Origin of the sequence: Intestinimonas massiliensis (ex Afouda et al. 2020) (assembly GCF_900626285.1) — a bacterium.
Lineage (GTDB): Bacteria > Bacillota > Clostridia > Oscillospirales > Oscillospiraceae > Flavonifractor > Flavonifractor massiliensis_A.
Genome location: NZ_LR131147.1, coordinates 1,600,879 through 1,617,475, shown reverse-complemented (window position 1 = coordinate 1,617,475; position 16,597 = coordinate 1,600,879). Strand labels below are relative to the sequence as shown.

General features: G+C 65.1%; 12 protein-coding genes. 3 read left to right on the top strand and 9 right to left on the bottom strand.

Going from position 1 to position 16,597, the window contains the following annotated elements; genetic code table 11:
• The first annotated feature begins 134 nt into the window (after window positions 1-134).
• Entirely contained in the window at window positions 135-1,205 is a 1,071-nt protein-coding gene (locus E0E41_RS08180; protein WP_130869481.1) for an alanine racemase, read from the top strand.
• A 52-nt stretch (window positions 1,206-1,257) separates the two neighbouring features.
• On the opposite strand, the gene E0E41_RS08175 is transcribed toward E0E41_RS08180, so the two are convergent.
• On the bottom strand, window positions 1,258-2,412 hold the full coding sequence (locus E0E41_RS08175) for an aldo/keto reductase (protein ID WP_130869480.1): 1,155 nt from the start codon (window positions 2,410-2,412) through the stop codon (window positions 1,258-1,260).
• A 154-nt stretch (window positions 2,413-2,566) separates the two neighbouring features.
• Between E0E41_RS08175 and E0E41_RS08170 the strand changes: the two genes are divergently transcribed.
• Entirely contained in the window at window positions 2,567-4,912 is a 2,346-nt protein-coding gene (locus E0E41_RS08170) for a SpoIIE family protein phosphatase (RefSeq protein ID WP_130869479.1), read from the top strand.
• Between the two features lie 66 nt (window positions 4,913-4,978).
• Here the strand turns inward: E0E41_RS08170 and E0E41_RS08165 are convergent, their stop codons facing one another.
• From E0E41_RS08165 to E0E41_RS08145, 5 genes are all read right to left on the bottom strand, one after another.
• A complete protein-coding gene (locus tag E0E41_RS08165) occupies window positions 4,979-6,859 on the bottom strand; it encodes an S-layer homology domain-containing protein (protein WP_130869478.1) in 1,881 nt (626 codons plus the stop codon).
• 84 nt (window positions 6,860-6,943) lie between these two features.
• Window positions 6,944-8,161 carry an ABC transporter permease gene (locus E0E41_RS08160; protein WP_130869477.1) on the bottom strand — a complete coding sequence of 406 codons (1,218 nt, stop codon included), beginning with the start codon at window positions 8,159-8,161 and terminating at the stop codon, window positions 6,944-6,946.
• On the bottom strand, window positions 8,158-8,895 hold the full coding sequence (locus E0E41_RS08155; protein WP_130869476.1) for an ABC transporter ATP-binding protein: 738 nt from the start codon (window positions 8,893-8,895) through the stop codon (window positions 8,158-8,160). Before E0E41_RS08155 ends, E0E41_RS08160 begins: the two co-directional genes overlap by 4 nt.
• Window positions 8,896-8,898: 3 nt before the next feature.
• A complete protein-coding gene (locus tag E0E41_RS08150) occupies window positions 8,899-10,560 on the bottom strand; it encodes an efflux RND transporter periplasmic adaptor subunit (RefSeq protein WP_130869475.1) in 1,662 nt (553 codons plus the stop codon).
• 29 nt (window positions 10,561-10,589) lie between these two features.
• Window positions 10,590-11,201 carry a TetR/AcrR family transcriptional regulator gene (locus E0E41_RS08145; protein WP_130869474.1) on the bottom strand — a complete coding sequence of 204 codons (612 nt, stop codon included), beginning with the start codon at window positions 11,199-11,201 and terminating at the stop codon, window positions 10,590-10,592.
• A gap of 273 nt (window positions 11,202-11,474) precedes the next feature.
• On the opposite strand from E0E41_RS08145, the gene E0E41_RS08140 reads away from it, so the two are divergent.
• Window positions 11,475-12,197 (top strand): M23 family metallopeptidase, encoded by a 723-nt coding sequence (locus E0E41_RS08140; protein ID WP_130869473.1) that lies wholly within the window; start codon window positions 11,475-11,477, stop codon window positions 12,195-12,197.
• Between the two features lie 79 nt (window positions 12,198-12,276).
• Here E0E41_RS08140 and E0E41_RS08135 read toward each other — a convergent pair whose 3' ends face one another.
• From E0E41_RS08135 to E0E41_RS08125, 3 genes are all read right to left on the bottom strand, one after another.
• Window positions 12,277-13,458 (bottom strand): hypothetical protein, encoded by a 1,182-nt coding sequence (locus E0E41_RS08135; protein ID WP_130869472.1) that lies wholly within the window; start codon window positions 13,456-13,458, stop codon window positions 12,277-12,279.
• Complete coding sequence (locus E0E41_RS08130; protein WP_130869471.1) at window positions 13,455-13,943, bottom strand: RNA polymerase sigma factor; 489 nt, start codon at window positions 13,941-13,943, stop codon at window positions 13,455-13,457. The genes E0E41_RS08135 and E0E41_RS08130 overlap by 4 nt, the downstream gene beginning before the upstream one ends.
• 104 nt (window positions 13,944-14,047) lie before the next feature.
• A complete protein-coding gene (locus E0E41_RS08125) occupies window positions 14,048-16,495 on the bottom strand; it encodes a glycogen/starch/alpha-glucan phosphorylase (RefSeq protein WP_130869470.1) in 2,448 nt (815 codons plus the stop codon).
• Window positions 16,496-16,597 lie beyond the last annotated feature (102 nt).

The window sequence follows — 16,597 nt, the reverse complement described above, 5'->3', positions numbered from 1 at the left end:
ACTGTATATACTTGACATATACAGTAATAACACACTCATATCCGCTTGTCAATAGGGCGGAAAGATTTTCTTGCAAGGGCGGCGGGGAACAGGTATCATGAAGGTATCAGAAGATCGAAACGGAGGGACCTGTCATGTATGCGCCTGTCCTGGAGATCGACACCAGAAAAGTGACGGAAAACGCCCGGAAACTCCACGACTTCTGCGCCCAGCGGGGGGTGGAGCTGACCTTTGTGACCAAAGGCTTTTCCGCCCGGCCGGAGGTGATCCGGGCGGCCATGGCGGGGGGCATCACCTCCTTTGCCGACAGCCGGATGAAGAACATCATGGCCGCCAAAGCGGCCATCCCCGGCCTGAAGTATCTGCTCATCCGCATCCCCGCCATCCCGGAGGCGGAGGAGGTGGTGCGCTGGGCGGACTGGAGCCTGCAGAGCCAGATCGAGACCATCCGGGCGGTGTCGGAGGCCGCCCTACGGCAGGGAAAGGTCCACCCCATCATTCTGATGGTGGATGTGGGAGACCTGCGGGAGGGGGTGTTCGGCCGGGAGCAGCTGGACGAGATCGTCCCCCAGATCCTGGCCTGTTCCGGCGTGAAGCTGGTGGGGCTGGGCACCAATGTGGGGTGCTATGGCAGCGTGCTGCCCTCGGTGGCCAATACCAAAGTTCTGGTGGATCTGCGGGACTATCTCAATCAGACCTACGGCTGCTCCATCTCCGTCCTGTCGGCGGGCGGCACCTGTGCCCTCAAGCTGCTGGAGGACGGGGTCATGCCCGACGGGATAAACCAGCTGCGGGCGGGGGAGGCGGTGCTCTACGGGGAGGACACCACCGGCAATCGGTTCCTGGAGGGCTATCACCAGGACGCCTTTTTATTCCGGGCCCAGGTGGTGGAGCTGCGCCGCAAGCCCTCGGTGCCCATCGGGGAGCTGGGCCGGGACGGCAAGGGGGACACCCCGGAGTATCCCGACCGGGGGGTGCGTCTGCGGGCCATCTGCGCCGCCGGAAAGCAGGATGTGGCCTGGGCGGCCCTCACCCCTATACTGCCGGGGGCGGAGATGATCGGCGCCAGCTCCGATCACCTGATCGTGGACGTGGAGGACTGCGGCGGGCAGGTACAGGTGGGGGACTGGATGACCTTCCGGTGCGGCTATATGGCGGTGCTGGACGCCACCACCTCCCCCTATGTGGACGTGGTGGTCAAATAGGCAGAAAAAATCCCAGGCCGGCGGCCTGGGATTTTTTTGCGTCCGGGGAAGGTCAGCGGCGGACGGGGAAGAGGCTCCGCCCGTCAAACATCTGAGACAGCTTCTTCAGGTGCTCCGCCACCGGCAGGTGCTGGGGGCAGGCGCTCTCGCACTGGCGGCAGCCGATGCAGGCACCCGCCCTGACGGTGGCCAGGGAGAGATTGTTGTAGTACACGCTCTGGTTGCTCATGGTGGCGGGGTTGCGCAGGGCGGCATTGTAGAGGGAGAGAAACTGGGGGATGGGGATGTGGACGGGGCAGCCGTGGGTGCAGTAGCCGCAGCCGGTGCAGGCCACGGCGGTGCTGTCGTTGACCAGCTTCCCCACCCGGAGGATCAGCGCTTCCTCCTCCCGGTCCAGGGGGCGGAAGGGGGAGAAGACCGACAGGTTGTCCGTCAGCTGTTCCATGGACTTCATGCCGGAGAGCACCACTCCCACTCCATCCTGGCTGGCGGCAAAGCGCAGGGCCCAGGCGGCGGGAGAGCCGCCCTTCCCCTCCTGCCGGAGCAGCTCCGCCGCCCGCTCCGGCAGGTTGATGAGGGCCCCGCCCTTGCAGGGCTCCATGACCACCACAGGCTTTCCGTACCGGTGGGCGGTCTCCAGGCAGCGGCGGCTCTGGACCGAGGGCTCCTCCCAGTCGGAGTAGTTGAGCTGGAGCTGCACGAAGTCGATGCCCGCCCCGTACCGCTCCAGGATCTCCTCCAGCAGCTCCGGCTTGTCATGGAAGGACATACCCACCTGGCCCACCTGTCCCTCCGCCTTCTTCCGGCACACAAAGTCGAAGGCGCCGTGCTGGCAGCACTTGCGGTACACGTTGGTGCCCATATTGTGGAGCAGATATCCGTCGAAATAGTCCACGCCGCAGTGCTCCAGCTGCTCCTGAAAAATGCGCTCCATGTCCGCCCGGTCGGTAAAGTCCCGGAGGGGCAGCTTGCTGACCAGCCGGAAGGCATGCCGGGGGTGGCGCTCCACCAGCGCCCTGCGCATCTCCAGCTCCCCCTGATAGCCGTGATAGGTGTAGGCCGTGTCAAAATAGGTGCCGCCCCGTTCCAGAAAGGCGTCAAACAGGGTGCAGATCCGGGGGTGGTCGAAGGAGGTGGGGTCCTTCGGGTCCAGCAGGGGCAGGCGCATACAGCCGAAGCCCAGCTGCTTTTGGTACAGTTCCTCCATAGCAATCCGCTCCTTTCTCTCTTTCCTCTATTTAACACCGCGGGCCTGCCATCGTCAAGAGGCTGGCGCGATACGACCAAATTTTTCCAGATACTGGATTATAATGTCCCTGATACACTGGGCGGACAAGCCCGGAACAAAGGAGACAGGGACCATGGCAACAAAGGAAAAGTTGAGGACCAAGGCGGCCCGGCTGCGGGAAGAGGCCCGGGAGACGGGAAAGGTGGTGTTCCGGGCGCCGGCGCTGGTGCGGACGGCGGAGTGCGTCATCCGGTTCCTGCTGGGGGCGCTGCTGGCAGGGGCGGAGATCTTTGGAGGCTACGCCCCCTTCGGGCTGGGGCTGGTAGGGGCCTCCGGCTCCGGGCTGGACGGATTCTGCGCGCTGCTGGGAGCCTGCTTCGGCTATCTCACCATGCAGGGTATGCCGGAGGGCCTGCGGTACACGGCGGCCTGCATCCTGGTGTTCTCGGTGGCCTTTGCCTTCTTTGACGTAAAAGCCTATCGCAAGGCCTGGTTCATGCCCCTGGCCGCTGCCGCCATGGACGCCATCACCGGCTTCGTCTACCTGTCCGACCAGGGGTGGACCCGGTCGAGCCTGGTCTTTTTCGGCACGGAGCTGCTGCTGTGCGGGGCGTCGGCCTACTTCTACCGCATTGCCTTCACGCCCTGGACGGAGAAGCGGGAGGAGGAGGGGCTCACCACCCGGCAGACGGTGAGTTTGCTGATCCTGGTGGGCACCCTGCTGCTCACCCTGTCCAACCTGATGCTGCCGGGGGAGCTGTCCGTCGGACGGCTGGCCGCGGCCCTGGCGGTGATGGTGACTGCCAACCGGGGCGGCATCGGTGTGGGGGCCACGGCGGGAGTGGCGGTGGGCCTGGGTATGGACCTGTCCGCCGGGGGCATGCCCTTCTACGCCATGGCCTATGCCCTGTCCGGGGTGATGGCCGGGGCCTTTCACCGGCAGGGGCGGCTGGCGTCGGCGGTGGCCTACGTGCTGGCCAACGGCCTGGCGGGATTGTGGGGCTGGGGGGGCGGGCCCCACATCTCTCTGCTCTATGAGGGGTTTGCCGCCTCGGTGATCTTTCTGCTGCTGCCCGAGCGGGCCCTGCGGCAGGGGGGGGCCCTGGTGGCGCCCCAGCCCAGGCAGGACACCAGAGAACGGGCCAGGGCCTACGTCCGGGCCCGGCTGGAGGAGACCGCCGCCGCCTTCAAGAGCCTGTACGAGTCCATGCGCCTGACCCTGCGGACGGGGCGGCCCAACGACGGCGATTCCGCCGCCGTCTTTGACCGGGCGGCAGACCGGGTATGCAAGCACTGCTCCCTCCAGAGCGCCTGCTGGCAGCGGGACTATGTGTCCACCTTCAACGCCCTCAACGACGCCCTGCCCGCCATGCTGGACCGGGGCCGGGGGGAGGGAGGCGACTTCCCCGCCTACTTCTCCAACCGCTGCATCAAGTTCCCGGAGTTTCTGGCGGCGGCCAATGAGGAGGTGGCCGCCCTGCTCTACCGGCGGCAGTACCAGAGCCGGGTGCGGGAGAACCGGGCGGCGGTGTGCCGCCAGTACGGAGAGCTGGCCCAGGTGCTGGGCACGGCGGCGGCGGAGCTGGGGGCGGAGCTGGTGCCCGACCCGGTGCGGGAAAAGCGGCTGCGGCAGTACCTCACCGCCCAGGGCATCGAGTGTCAGCTGGCGGTCTACTACGACGAGGCGGGTCACCTGCGGCTGGAGCTGGAGGGGGCGGGGCTGGCCACTCTGCGGCAGGCGCAGAGCGTGGAAAAGCTGTCCAAGCTGATGAGCTTCCCTCTGCGTGTGGCGGAGGGGGACCGGCGGGACAGGCTGGTGCTGGTGCAGAGCGAGCCGCTGATGGCGGTGGCGGGGGCGGCCTGCAGGCGGAAGGACGGGCAGACGGTGTCCGGCGACACAGGCGCCTGGTTCAAGCACGACGACGGCGCCCTCTACGTGCTGCTGTGCGACGGCATGGGCTCCGGCCGTCTGGCCCAGCGGGAGAGCACCCTGGCGGTGCGGCTGCTGGAGCAGTTCCTCAAGGCGGGGGTGCGGCCGGAAAATGCCCTGCGGACGGTGAGCGCCGCCCTGGCCCTCCGGGGGGAGGAGGAGATCGGCTTCACCACCATCGACCTGCTGCGGGTGGACCTGTTTACCGGGGAGGCGGCGGTGTATAAATACGGCGCCGCGCCCACCTATGTGAAAAAGGGGAACGCCGTCAGCCGGATGACCGGAGCGGCCCTCCCCGCCGGTCTGGCCGGGGGCGAAGGGGGTCTGCCCGATGTGGTCCAGCTCAGGCTGGAGGCGGGGGACTGCGTGGTCCTCATCACCGACGGCATCACCGGCGGCGGGGGCGACCAGTGGCTGCGGGATAAGCTGGGCGCTTTTGACGGGGCCAGCCCCAAGGAACTGGCCCAGACCCTGCTGGAGGAGAGCGAAGGGCAGGAGGGGGCGGCGGACGACCGCACCGTGCTGGTCATCAAAATCGCCCGGCGGTAAGAGACAGAAAAGGGCTCCGCGGAACGCAAGTTCCGCGGAGCCCTTGCTGCATATATTGTCCAGACCTTACCGGGCCACGACCACCCGGATGCGGCCGCCGGAGGTCTCGTCCTTGTCGTACCAGCCGGTGAGTGTGTAGCTGCCGCCCTGGATGCGGGATAGGGAGGAGAGCTGATACTCCCCGTTCACCACCACGTAGACCGCCACGGTCTCGGACAGGGTGTACTCCCGGTTGTCGGTGCCCACAGCGGTGGTGCCGCTGACGGCGGACAGCCTGATCTGGTTCAGGTTGACCAGACGCTCGATGTTGGTATCGCTGTCCATCTTCACCTGACAGGGGCCTTCGCTCAGGTTGTACACCGAGCTGGAGGAGCCGAATACCAGCTCCTGACCGCCCACGTCATAGGTGTAGGAGGAGCTGACCATGAACCCGCCGCCGGGGATGGACACGTCCACCTCGTTGACATCGGTGATGACGCCGTACTTGTGCAGGTCGCCGGTCACGTCATTGAGGATCAGGTGGGTGATCTCCCCCTGGGCGTTGCGGACGTAGTAGCGCACCATGTCGCCGGTGAAGTTCACGCCGGCCAGCCGCTGGGGGTAGACCCGGATGGGGGTGCGCTCCTCATAGGTGTCGATGATCTGTACGTCATCCGCCAGGGTATAGCTGCCCAGCTTGGTGCCGTCGCTGTTCATCTTGCCGGTAAGCCGGGTTTCGGACAGGCGGGTAACGGTGCCGTCCCCACTGGTGTCCACCCGCACCAGGTCGCCCACCTCCAGGTTCTTGTTGGTGGTCTGATAGCGGTAGCTGCCGCTGTTGGTGGCGGATACCGTCACGGTGCGGGCGGTGTAGGTGCCGCCGTTGCCGTCATCATAGGCGGCGTTCTCCACCTTGGTGATGACGCCGTAGACCACGGCACCCGCGATCTGGCTGTCGGCCACCGCCGCCACGCCGCCGGAGCGGCCCAGCAGCAGGGTCACGGTATCGCCGATCTGATACTGACCCAGATCGGACAGGTCATAGGCGGCATCGGTGGTCTCGATGGCATAGGTCTTGCCCGCCACGGTGACCGAGGTGGGAGCGGTGACCGAAGGCGCCGCCGCCTCATAGGTGCCGGTTACCTTGTCGTCATAGGCCCACACGGTGCGCATGGACTCCGACCAGTAGACCACGTCCTGGACCTGGACGGCGTCCAGGCTGGAGGCCTTGCCGTTGCGGTAGACCTTGGCGGTGGAGGCGGAGAAGGGCAGCTTGCTCTGCCAGCCGGAGGCGGCCACCACCGGTCCCTCCATGGCGGAGTTGATGAGGGCCACCCGGTCCAGCTCGCCGGCGGCATTCACCAGATTCAGGGTGGGCTCCAGCACATTCAGGTAGTACACGCCGGATTTGTTCTTGGTGAGCAGCAGGTTGTAGAAGAGGTACATGGCGTCCCGGCGGGTCATGCTGCCGTTCTGGCCCAGGGAGATCCCCTCATCCAGGTCCAAAGCCCGGTACTGGGCCATCTGACCGGAGGGCCACACGCCGGTGAACTCGCTGTCCTCATAACCCAGCAGCCGGAGGACCAGGGTCACGCCCTCCGCCAGGGTGATGGTGCGGTCGGGGTTGAAGTAGCCCCGCAGATCCCCCTGCACCAGGCCCAGGTCCACCGCCGCCTTGATATAGGGGGCGGCCCAGTGGGTCTGGGGCACGTCGGGGTAGGGCTTTACCGCCACCGTGTCTCCCACGGTGTCCCGACTGGAGGAGGCGGCCACCGCCAGCTTGGTGAACTCCGCCCGGGTGATGGTGCGGTCCAGGGCCAGATCTCCGTTCTGATCCCCCACCATGATGTCCAGAGCCGCCAGGACCTGGGCGGCCTCCTCCTCCGCCGGGGCGGCGGCCAGGGCGGCGGGGGCCAGACCCAGCAGCAGCACCACGGCCAGCAGGCCGGATAACAGTCGTTGTTTCATCTTTTTTCTCCTTCCCACGGAAATGGAAGCTTGTGTCTTTATCATATACCAACCGCCGCCCCCGCACAAGGGCGGGATGCCGTTTTAATCATACCGCAGGGCGTCGATGGGGTTGAGCTTGGCGGCCTTGTTGGCGGGCAGGTAGCCGAACAGGATGCCGATGCCCACACTGACCCCGAAGGACACGGCGATGCCCCCGGCGGTGGGAACGGCGGCGAAGCCCTCCGCCCCGCTGACCAGGGCGCCCACCAGGGCGGTGAACACGTTGGCCAGGATGATGCCCAGGACGATGCCCATGACCCCGCCGATGGCGGAGGTGGTGCCCGCCTCGATGATGAACTGGCTGCGGATGTCCTTGCCCTTGGCCCCCAGGGACTTGCGGATGCCGATCTCCCGGGTGCGCTCGGTGACCGACACCAGCATGATGTTCATGATGCCGATGCCGCCCACCACCAGGGAGATGGCGGCGATGACGATGAGGATGGTCATGAGCACGCTGAGCATGGAGTCCATCATGTCCATCATCTCGGACATGGTCATGGCCATGTAGGCGCTGTCATCCTGGTAGATCCGGTACAGCATGCTCTCGATGACCCCCTTGGCGGCGGAGGAGGTGTCCTGGCTGGTGCTGGTCACCAGATAGACCTGCATCCCGCCGCCGGCCCCCATCTGCTCCGCCAGGCCGTAGGGCAGGTAGATCAGGTCGTCGCCGCTGCCCTCGGTGGAATCTGCCTTCTGGTCCAGCACGCCGATGACGGTGTAGGGGGAGCCGCCGATGGTGAGGGCCTGGCCCAGGCCGTCCCCCTGGAACATGTCCTGGTTCAGGTAGTCGCCGATGACGCACACCTTCTGCTCCCGCTCCACGTCCACGTAGCTGAGGAAGCGGCCTTCCTTCAGCTGCTCGCCGTTGACGGTCTGGTTCTTCTCTGGGTTGTACAGGGTCTCGCTGACGCCGTAGACGCTGGTATGGTCATACTCGTCGGTGCCGTGGCGCACGGCGGCGGTGGCGGTCAGGTAGGGGGACACCGAGTCCAGATACTGGGGATATTTCTCCGCCAGGTTGTAGAAGTCGTCCGGCCTGGCCTCCCGGTTGCTGCCGGTGGGGTAGACGTAGACCTGGATCAGGTTGACGCCCACCTGCTCGAACTGCTGGTTCATGTACTGCTCCATGCCGTTGCCCAGGGAGATGATGATGATGACCGCCGCCACGCCGATGATGATGCCCAGCATGGTGAGCAGGGCCCGCATCTTGCTGGTCATCAGGCTCTTGATGGCCATGCGGAAGGACTGACCCATCTTCATACGCCCACCTCCTCCTGCTCCTCCTCCGGCTGGACCACCGCCTGGGGATCGTGGGCGTCCCCGTCGTAGATGATCCTGCCGTCCTGGAGCCGGACGATGCGCTTGGCCTTCACGGCGATGGAGTTGTCGTGGGTGATGAGCACCACGGTGTCCCCCTCGGCGTTGAGCTTCTGGAGGAAGCCCAGCACCTCCCGGCCGGTGCGGGAATCCAGGGCGCCGGTGGGCTCGTCGGCCAGGATCACCGACGGATTGCCCGCCAGGGCCCGGGCGATGGACACCCGCTGCTGCTGGCCGCCGGAGAGCTGGCTGGGCAGATTCTTATATTTGTCTGCCAGGCCCACCCGGTCCAGGGCGCTCATGGCCCGCTCCCGCCGCTGGCTGGCGGACACCCCGGCGTAGAGCAGGGGGAGCTCCACGTTTTCCAGCACGTTGAGCTTGGGGATCAGGTTGTACTGCTGGAAGATGAAGCCCAGCATCTTGTTGCGGATCTCGGCCTGCTGGTCGTCGTCCATGGTGGACACGTCCACGCCCCCCAGGTGGTAGGTGCCCGAGGTGGGCACGTCCAGACAGCCGATGATGTTCATGGCGGTGGACTTGCCCGAGCCGGACTGGCCCACGATGGCCACGAACTCCCCCTGATCCACCGTCAGGGAGATGCCGTCCAGGGCGTGGACCGCCTCGTCTCCCATCTGGTAGATCTTATATACGTCCTTGAGTTCAATGAGATGTCCCATGGCTTACCCCATCTCCGCCGCGATGGTGTCCATCATGCTGGAGCCCTGGGGGCTGAGGGCCAGGACCACGTCCCCCTCCTCCAGGCCGTCCGTGATCTCGATGTAGTTGTCGTCGTTGCGGCCCAGGGTGACCTGCCGCTCCTCGGTGGCGGACAGGTCCACGATGTTTCCGTTTTCATCCAGACAGCCGGGGAGGGCCACCTTTACGGTGTTGCCCCGCTCCACCGCCTCCACCGGCAGGGTGAGCACGCTGCCCGCCTCCTCCACGATGATCTTGGCGGACACGTTCATGCCGGGGTAGAGCTCCTCCGGGGCCCCGTCCACCTTGACGGTGACGGGATAGCTGGTGTTGCCGTTGACGGTGGTGCCGTTGATGTTCACCTTATCCACCACGCCGGTGAAGCTCTGGCCGTCCAGGGCGTCGGCGGTGATCTCCACCTGCTGGCCCACCTGGATCTGGCTGATGTACCGCTCGTCGATGTCCATGTCGAAGGTGAGCTCCGACAGGTCGTAGATCACCGCCGGGTAGGTGACGGTGGCGCCGTTGGCGGTGACGCCGCTGATGTTGTCCCCCACGTCCAGGTTCTTCTCGATGACCTCGCCGGTGATGGTGGAGGTGATGGTGTAGTCCTCCAGCTTATCCTGGGCGTTCTGGAGAGAGAGCTGGGCGTTCTCCAGGTTGATGCGGGCGTTCTCGATCTGGGTATCCAGGTCGGCCTCGGAGATGACGCCGATGACCTGGCCCTCGCTGACCCGGTCCCCCTCCTTCACCCGGAGGGTATCCAGATCGCCGGATGCCTTGGCCGTGATCTGGGAGGAGCTGGCGTAGGCAAAGGCCCCGCCGGAGGCGCAGGCCGCCCCGCCCACGGAGGCGGAGCCCTGGCTGGTCTCAGACAGCACGCCGGGGTTGTTCACCAGAATGGTCACCTGCCGCACCAGGGTGCCGCCGGGGCCCACCTCGTCGGTGGCGGCGATCTCATCCACGGTGCCGGTGATGGTCTCCGCCGTGCCGCTGACGGTGACGGTGGCCGCCTGGCCGATGTAGAAGTTCTTGGCGTCGGCGGAGTGGAAGGGCACCTTCAGCTTCATGTGGTCCCGGTCCAGCACGTCGGCGATGGGGGCGCCGATGGTGACGCTGTCCCCCTGGTCCACGTACAGCTTGGTGATGACACCGGCGTCCTCCGCCTTCACGTTCCGGTCCTTCTGGTTGTCGCTCTGGGTCTTCAGCAGGTCGTCCAGGGCCAGCTGGGCGGAGCGGACGCTGAGCTGGAGCTGCTCAATGTTGCTCTCCAGGTCCCGGGCGTCGATGCGGAAGAGCACGTCGCCCTTCTGCACCGTCTGGCCCTCCTCAAAGGGGGCCTCCAGGATCTCGCCGCTGACCAGGGTGGTGACCTTGTAGGACTGGACAGGCTCGATGGTGCCGGTGCCCGACACCGACACGGTCATGTCCCGCATTTCCGCCGTGTAGGGCAGATAGGCGCTGCTGAGGATCTGCTGGCCCGCGCCCATGCACCGGGACAGCAGGAAGGCCAGAATGGCCACGATGACCAGAATGATCACCAGGCGCTTGACCCACTTGCGTTTTTTCTTAGGTGCCTTGAACTGAGGAGCCTGCTTTTCCGGCTCCGCCGCCGGGGCGGCCGGCTTGGTCTGGGTTGCTTCCATACTGGTTTCTCCTTTTCCTTGCTATGACTCTAACAGCAGGGCGCTTTGGTCAGCGCACCCCGCTGAAGGATCCCGAATAAACGCTCCAGCCGCAGCCGGGCGGCGGCCGGGTCGCCGGTGGCTCCCGCTGAGATCAGCGCCCCCACCAGGCCGAACACCAGCAGGCGGAACAGATCGCACAGATCGGTGTCCGTCCGCAGATCCAGCCGGTCCAGGGCTACCTTGTCCCGCAGCCGGTCCAGGATGCCCTCCGGCCCCCGCCGGTCCAGGTAGGCCCCCGGCTGCATCTGCCGGTTCCGGCGGATGATGGCCGCCATCTCCCGGCAGACCCCGCTATCCCACTGGGCCCGGATGTCGTCAAACAGAGCGAAAAAAGCGGCGAACAGGTCGCCGCCGGTGTGGTCCAGCAGCTGGCCCAGCCGGTTCTCCAGCATTCCGCCGTAGTTCTCCATCAGATAGCGGAACAGGTCCTCCTTATCGGTAAAATACATGTAGAACGAGCCCCTGGGGATGCCGGCCGCCTGGATGATCCGGTTGACCGAGGCATCCTCGTAGGGGACCCGGGCAAATTCCGCCCGGGCTGCGGCCAGCAGACGCTCCCGCTTCTGGTCGGGCAGATTGAAAAAGGTGGTGCTGGGCATAGACGCCCCTCCTATATGACAAGTTGTCACAATTGTACGCCTGACCTGGGGACCTGTCAACGGGAACGCTGCAAAATTAGCAGTTTATCCATATTTTCCTGGATGCCCATTCAGCATATCAGAATTGTTTATAAGGCGTCATCAAGGAAGGATTAAAGTTTTCTTAAAATGTGGTACGCCTTCTCCCGGATGGAAAGGCAAGAAAAATTTTGCAGATTTCAGGTATATCGGACCGCCGGGTTGTCCACAATAGGCTCGGAGGTGCTAATCAGCATGAAAAAACCGTTTGTTCAGCGTTTCGGCGATTTCATAGAGGGGAAAGGCTTCTACATCGTCCTGTTCCTCTGTATCGCCGCCATCGGCGTGTCGGGCTGGTATCTGTTCTCTTCCTTCACACCGGAGCAGGAGGATGTGGCCGCCGGCGGACCGGCCCAGGTCACCGTCACGCCCACGCCCAGGGTCACCGCTCCCGCCGTCACGGCGGAGCATGCGGTGCCCACACCCACGCCCGCGGCCACGCCCAAGGTGACCGCCACCCCGGCCCCGGCCGCCACCCCCACCCCCGCAGCCACGCCGGCGGCCGCCCCCACATCCTACTTCTGGCCAGTGCGGGGGGACGTGCTCACCGGTTACAGCGTGGACGCCCTGTCCTATGATCCCACCATGGCGGACTGGCGCACCCATACCGGCATCGACATCGCGTCCGCCGCCGGCACTGAGGTGCGTGCCGCCGCCGCCGGTACGGTGACCTCCGTCACCTCCGACGTGATGATGGGCACCACCGTGGTGGTGGACCACGGCGGCGGCATGACCACCACCTACGCCAACCTGGCCGCCACCCCCACGGTGGAGGAGGGGGATACCGTCTCCTCCGGCGACATCCTGGGCAGCGTGGGCAACACCGCCATTGCCGAGAGCGCCCTGCCCGACCATCTCCACTTCAGCATGGAGCAGGACGGCGCCCCGGTGGACCCCCTCTCTTACCTGACCAAATAACCTCTCTCTTTCCTTTCCTCTCTTACGGCGAAGGGGCGCTCCCATGCGGGAGCGCCCCTTCGTCTGTTTATGGGGACGGTCAGGAGCCGTGATAGGCCAGACCGCCGTTGAAGTACCGCCGGTAGGGCACCTCATCCTGGTATTCCGGGTCGATAGCGGGTACATAGGCGATGCCCACCCCGGTGAAGGAGGAGGGGTCCACCCCGTCGTCCATCCAGTCGGCGATCACCTCGTCCCAGTAGTCCTGGGTGTAGAGGATGCGGTACACCGGCTGGAAGTAGGGCTGGCCCTCCGTGGTGTCGTACTCGATGGTGACCTGGAGGATCTCCGCCTGGTCCGGGTGGGCGGTGTAGTGGGCCCCCCAGTAGTCCCCGGCGCGGAAGGCGGCCAGGGCGTCCTCCTCCGAACGGAGGGGATAGACCAGTTCGCCCGGAGGAGCCAGCAGAGCGGCGGAGGAGACGGCCTGATAGATGTTGCCGCCCTCCAGGGTGTAGCGGTTGAAGAAGGAGTAGAAATAAAGCTGCATTTCAAGGGAGGTATCCGGATGGGTGGCGAAGACGGAGCGGACGGTGTAAGGCGTACCGTCAAAGTTGTATTCTTCCAGAATTTCTTCCTCCACCGTGAAACCTTCGGAAGAGGTGCGGACCGTTTCACACAGCTTTGCCCAGAGGGCCTCCGGGTCGGAGCCCGGAAGGATGCGCCGGAAGTTGAGCCCGTGGAGGATGATCTGGGTGGAATCGGTACAGTTCAGGGTCATCCAGGGCATGTCGGTTCCCGCCTCAAAGGTATAGCTGTCGGCGGTCAGGTCCAGGGACTGGGCAATGGCCTCGGCCAGGGTGTGCATGAGTTCCTCCGCCTCGTCGCTGGCCGCTATATTGGGGTTCTCGTACACCGGCAGCTCGTACAGCTCGCCCAGCCGCCCGGCGGCGGGGTTCTTTCCCATCAGCTGGCTGGGGTCGGTGACGATGGCAAAGCTCTCGTTCCAGCCCTCTGAGATTTCCGGGGTGGAGGTGACCGCCGGCTCCGGGGTGCGGGCCACGCCGGGGTCGTTGGGGTCGGTCCCCATCCGGCCGGACCACCAGGCGCCCAGCCCTACCCCCAGGACCAGGGCCGCCGCTGTGGCCCCGAGGACCAGGGGACGGCGGCGGAGGCGGGTCTTTTTCCCCTGGGCGGCCTGCATGGCCGCTAAAGTGTCCTTCCGCCAGGCGGGGGAGGGGGTCATCCCCCGCAGGGTACTGCGATAGCGCTGCTCGCTGTTCATGACCATTCCTCCTTCAGCGCGTCCTTCAGCTTCTCTCTGGCCCGGCTCAGCCGGGAGAGCACCGTGTTCCGGGGGCAGCCCAGCAGCAGGCCGATCTCGGCGGCGGTGTACCCCTCGATGTAGTGGAGGTACACCGGCCAGCGGTATTTGGCCGGCAGGGCGGCCACCGCCTCCAGCACGCCGGAGCCATCGGGAGGCGGCGGGACGGTATCCCGGTTGGGCTCCAGCGGAACGGTGCACTTTCTCCAGGGGGAGCGGCCCCAGCTTTTGCAGCGGTTGGCGGTGGCCCGGATGAGCCAGGCCCGCAGGTGGGTGTCATCGGCAAAGGCGGGGTCGCTGCGGATCAGGCTGACAAAGACCTCCTGGGCCACATCCTCCCCGTCGGCCGCGCTGCCGGTGCCCTGGACCGCCATGCGGTAGACCAGGGGGCCGTAGCGGTCCAGGATCTCCTCGCAGGAGAGGGGAAGACCGTTGAGACTGGGCATACCATTCACTCCCTTCTGGTAAGAAAGCGCCGGAGGCGGGGCAATGATTGCGCAAAGCGCAAAAAAACCGGGCGGCTTTTTGCCGCCCGGTTTGGGGTTCCTGTTTACTTGAGCTCCCGCACGGGGACGTTCCAGATGTTCTTGGCGTACTCGCTGATGGAGCGGTCGGCGGCAAAGATGCCGGACCGGGCGATGTTCAGCAGGGACATCTTGTTCCACGCCTTGGGGTCCTGGTAGGCCCGGCCCGCCCGGGCGTGAGCGTCCCGGTAGCTCTCGAAGTCGGCCAGCAGCAGGTACTCGTCGGCGGCGCCGCCGTCGCCGAAGAGCAGCCGGCGGGCCAGGTCGTCATAGGCCACGCCGTCGCCGAAGCCCACGTTCAGCTGGTCCACCACAGCCCGCAGGTCGGGGTTGTGGACGTAGTACTCATAGGACTTGTAGCCCTTCTGCTTCAGCTCGGCCACCTCGTGGGCCTTCAGGCCGAAGAGGAAGATGTTCTCGTCGCCCAGCACCTGGTGCATCTCCACATTGGCGCCGTCCAGGGTGCCGATGGTCAGGGCGCCGTTCATCATGAACTTCATGTTGCCGGTGCCGCTGGCCTCCTTGCCGGCGGTGGAGATCTGCTCGCTCAGCTCGGAGGCGGGCATCAGCTTCTCCGCCAGGCTCACCCGGTAGTTCTCCAAAAAGACCACCTGGAGCCGGTCCTTGCAGATGGGGTCCTTGGCGATCATATCGGACACCGAGTTGATGAGCCGGATGATCCGCTTGGCCACCGCGTAGCCGGGGGCCGCCTTGGCGCCGAACAGGTAGGTGCGGGGCGCGAAGTCGAAGTGGGGATCGTTCTTCATGTGCTGGTACAGGTAGATGATGTGCAGCACGTTCAGCAGCTGGCGCTTGTACTCGTGGAGCCGCTTGACCTGTACGTCGAAGATGGCGTCGGTGTTGAGGGTGATGCCGCTCTCCCGCTTCACCCAGGCGGCAAAGGCCTTCTTGTTCTCCGCCTTGATCTGGCCCAGACGGGACAGCACCCCGGCGTCGTCCTGGAACTTCTCCAGCTCCTTCAGGGCCTCGGGCTGGAGCAGGTATTTGTCCTTGCCGCAGCACTCCTGGATCAGGGCGTCCAGCTTGGGGTTGCTCTCCGCCAGCCAGCGGCGGTGGTCGATGCCGTTGGTCACGTTGGTGAACTTGTCGGGGGTACGCGCATAGGCGTCGTGGAATACGTCGTGCTTCAGGATCTCCGAATGGAGGGCGGACACGCCGTTGACCTTGAAGCAGGCGCACACGCACAGGTTGGCCATGCGCACCTCGCCGCCCCAGATGATGGCCATGGGAGCCACCTTGGACAGGTCGCCGTGGAAGTAGGTGGTGAGAGCCTGCTGGTAGCGGTTGGAGATCTCAATGAGGATCTGCCAGATCCGGGGCAGCAGGGACTCGATCAGCTGCTGGGGCCAGCGCTCCAGGGCCTCCGCCATGACGGTGTGGTTGGTGTAGGCGATGGTGTGGGTGGTGATATACCAGGCCTCCTCCCAGCCGTAGCCCTCCTCGTCCAGCAGGATCCGCATCAGCTCGGGGATGGCCAGGGTGGGGTGGGTGTCGTTGATCTGGATGACGTGCTTCAGGTGGAAGTTGCGCAGGGTGCCGTACTCCGCCCGGTGCTTGCGCACGATGGACTGGATGGTGGCGGACACGAAGAAGTACTGCTGCTTCAGACGCAGGGACTTGCCCTCGTAGTGGTTGTCCTCGGGGTAGAGCACCTTGGAGATGGACTCGGCCATGGCCTGCTGCTCCACCGCCTTCAGGTACTGGCCGGAGGAGAACAGGTTCATGTCCACCGGCGTGGGGCTCTTGGCGTCCCACAGCCGCAGCAGGTTGCCGTGCTCGGTGTGGTAGCCGGAGATCTCCATGTCCTTGGGCACCGCCAGCACCGTGTCATACCCGGTGTGCTTCACCCGGTGACGGCCCTGGTCGTCCCACTCGTCCTCTACCTTGCCGCCGAAGTGGACTTCCTCCACCTCGTCCATCTTGGGAATGAGCCAGGCGTCGCCCAGGCCCAGCCAGTTGTCGGGCAGCTCCACCTGCTGGCCGTCCACGATCTTCTGCTTGAAGATACCCAGCTCGTAGCAGATGGAGTAGCCGGTGGCGGGGATCTCCAGGGTGGTCATGGAGTCCAGGTAGCAGGCGGCCAGGCGGCCCAGGCCGCCGTTGCCCAGACCGGCGTCAGGCTCGGTCTCGAACAGGTCGGGGGCGGAGAAGCCCAGAGCCTCAATGGCACCCTTCAGCTGCTCCAGCACACCCAGGTTATAGGCATTCTTCATCAGAGAGCGGCCCATCAGGAACTCCAGGGACAGATAATGGACCTGACGCTGGTGCTCTTCCGCAACCTTGTCGGCAGTCTTCATCTGCCGCTCGGACATAATATCACGCAGCACCATGGCGCAGGCCTTGAACATATGCAGGCTGGTGGCTTCCTCCACGTCACGGCCGAAGTTGCGGCGCAGCTTGCCGGTAATGAGGTTCATCAGCTCTTTCTTCGTATAGTTGTGCAACGCAGACATCTCCTATTCTGGTTAGGATCGCATCAAAGCGCTCCGCAGGGAGCCAAAATCCCCCTGCGGAGCGGAATTTTATCACAAGCGTATTTACTTTGTCAAGAGATG

What these genes read in the sequence shown, in the direction of transcription:
- E0E41_RS08175 (WP_130869480.1), bottom strand. Translation starts at nt 2,412, where the DNA reads ATGGAGGAACTGTACCAAAAGCAGCTGGGCTTCGGCTGTATGCGCCTG.
- E0E41_RS08140 (WP_130869473.1), top strand. Translation starts at nt 11,475, where the DNA reads ATGAAAAAACCGTTTGTTCAGCGTTTCGGCGATTTCATAGAGGGGAAA.
- E0E41_RS08125 (WP_130869470.1), bottom strand. Translation starts at nt 16,495, where the DNA reads ATGTCTGCGTTGCACAACTATACGAAGAAAGAGCTGATGAACCTCATT.
- E0E41_RS08160 (WP_130869477.1), bottom strand. Translation starts at nt 8,161, where the DNA reads ATGAAGATGGGTCAGTCCTTCCGCATGGCCATCAAGAGCCTGATGACC.
- E0E41_RS08155 (WP_130869476.1), bottom strand. Translation starts at nt 8,895, where the DNA reads ATGGGACATCTCATTGAACTCAAGGACGTATATAAGATCTACCAGATG.
- E0E41_RS08170 (WP_130869479.1), top strand. Translation starts at nt 2,567, where the DNA reads ATGGCAACAAAGGAAAAGTTGAGGACCAAGGCGGCCCGGCTGCGGGAA.
- E0E41_RS08130 (WP_130869471.1), bottom strand. Translation starts at nt 13,943, where the DNA reads ATGCCCAGTCTCAACGGTCTTCCCCTCTCCTGCGAGGAGATCCTGGAC.
- E0E41_RS08180 (WP_130869481.1), top strand. Translation starts at nt 135, where the DNA reads ATGTATGCGCCTGTCCTGGAGATCGACACCAGAAAAGTGACGGAAAAC.
- E0E41_RS08145 (WP_130869474.1), bottom strand. Translation starts at nt 11,201, where the DNA reads ATGCCCAGCACCACCTTTTTCAATCTGCCCGACCAGAAGCGGGAGCGT.
- E0E41_RS08165 (WP_130869478.1), bottom strand. Translation starts at nt 6,859, where the DNA reads ATGAAACAACGACTGTTATCCGGCCTGCTGGCCGTGGTGCTGCTGCTG.
- E0E41_RS08135 (WP_130869472.1), bottom strand. Translation starts at nt 13,458, where the DNA reads ATGAACAGCGAGCAGCGCTATCGCAGTACCCTGCGGGGGATGACCCCC.
- E0E41_RS08150 (WP_130869475.1), bottom strand. Translation starts at nt 10,560, where the DNA reads ATGGAAGCAACCCAGACCAAGCCGGCCGCCCCGGCGGCGGAGCCGGAA.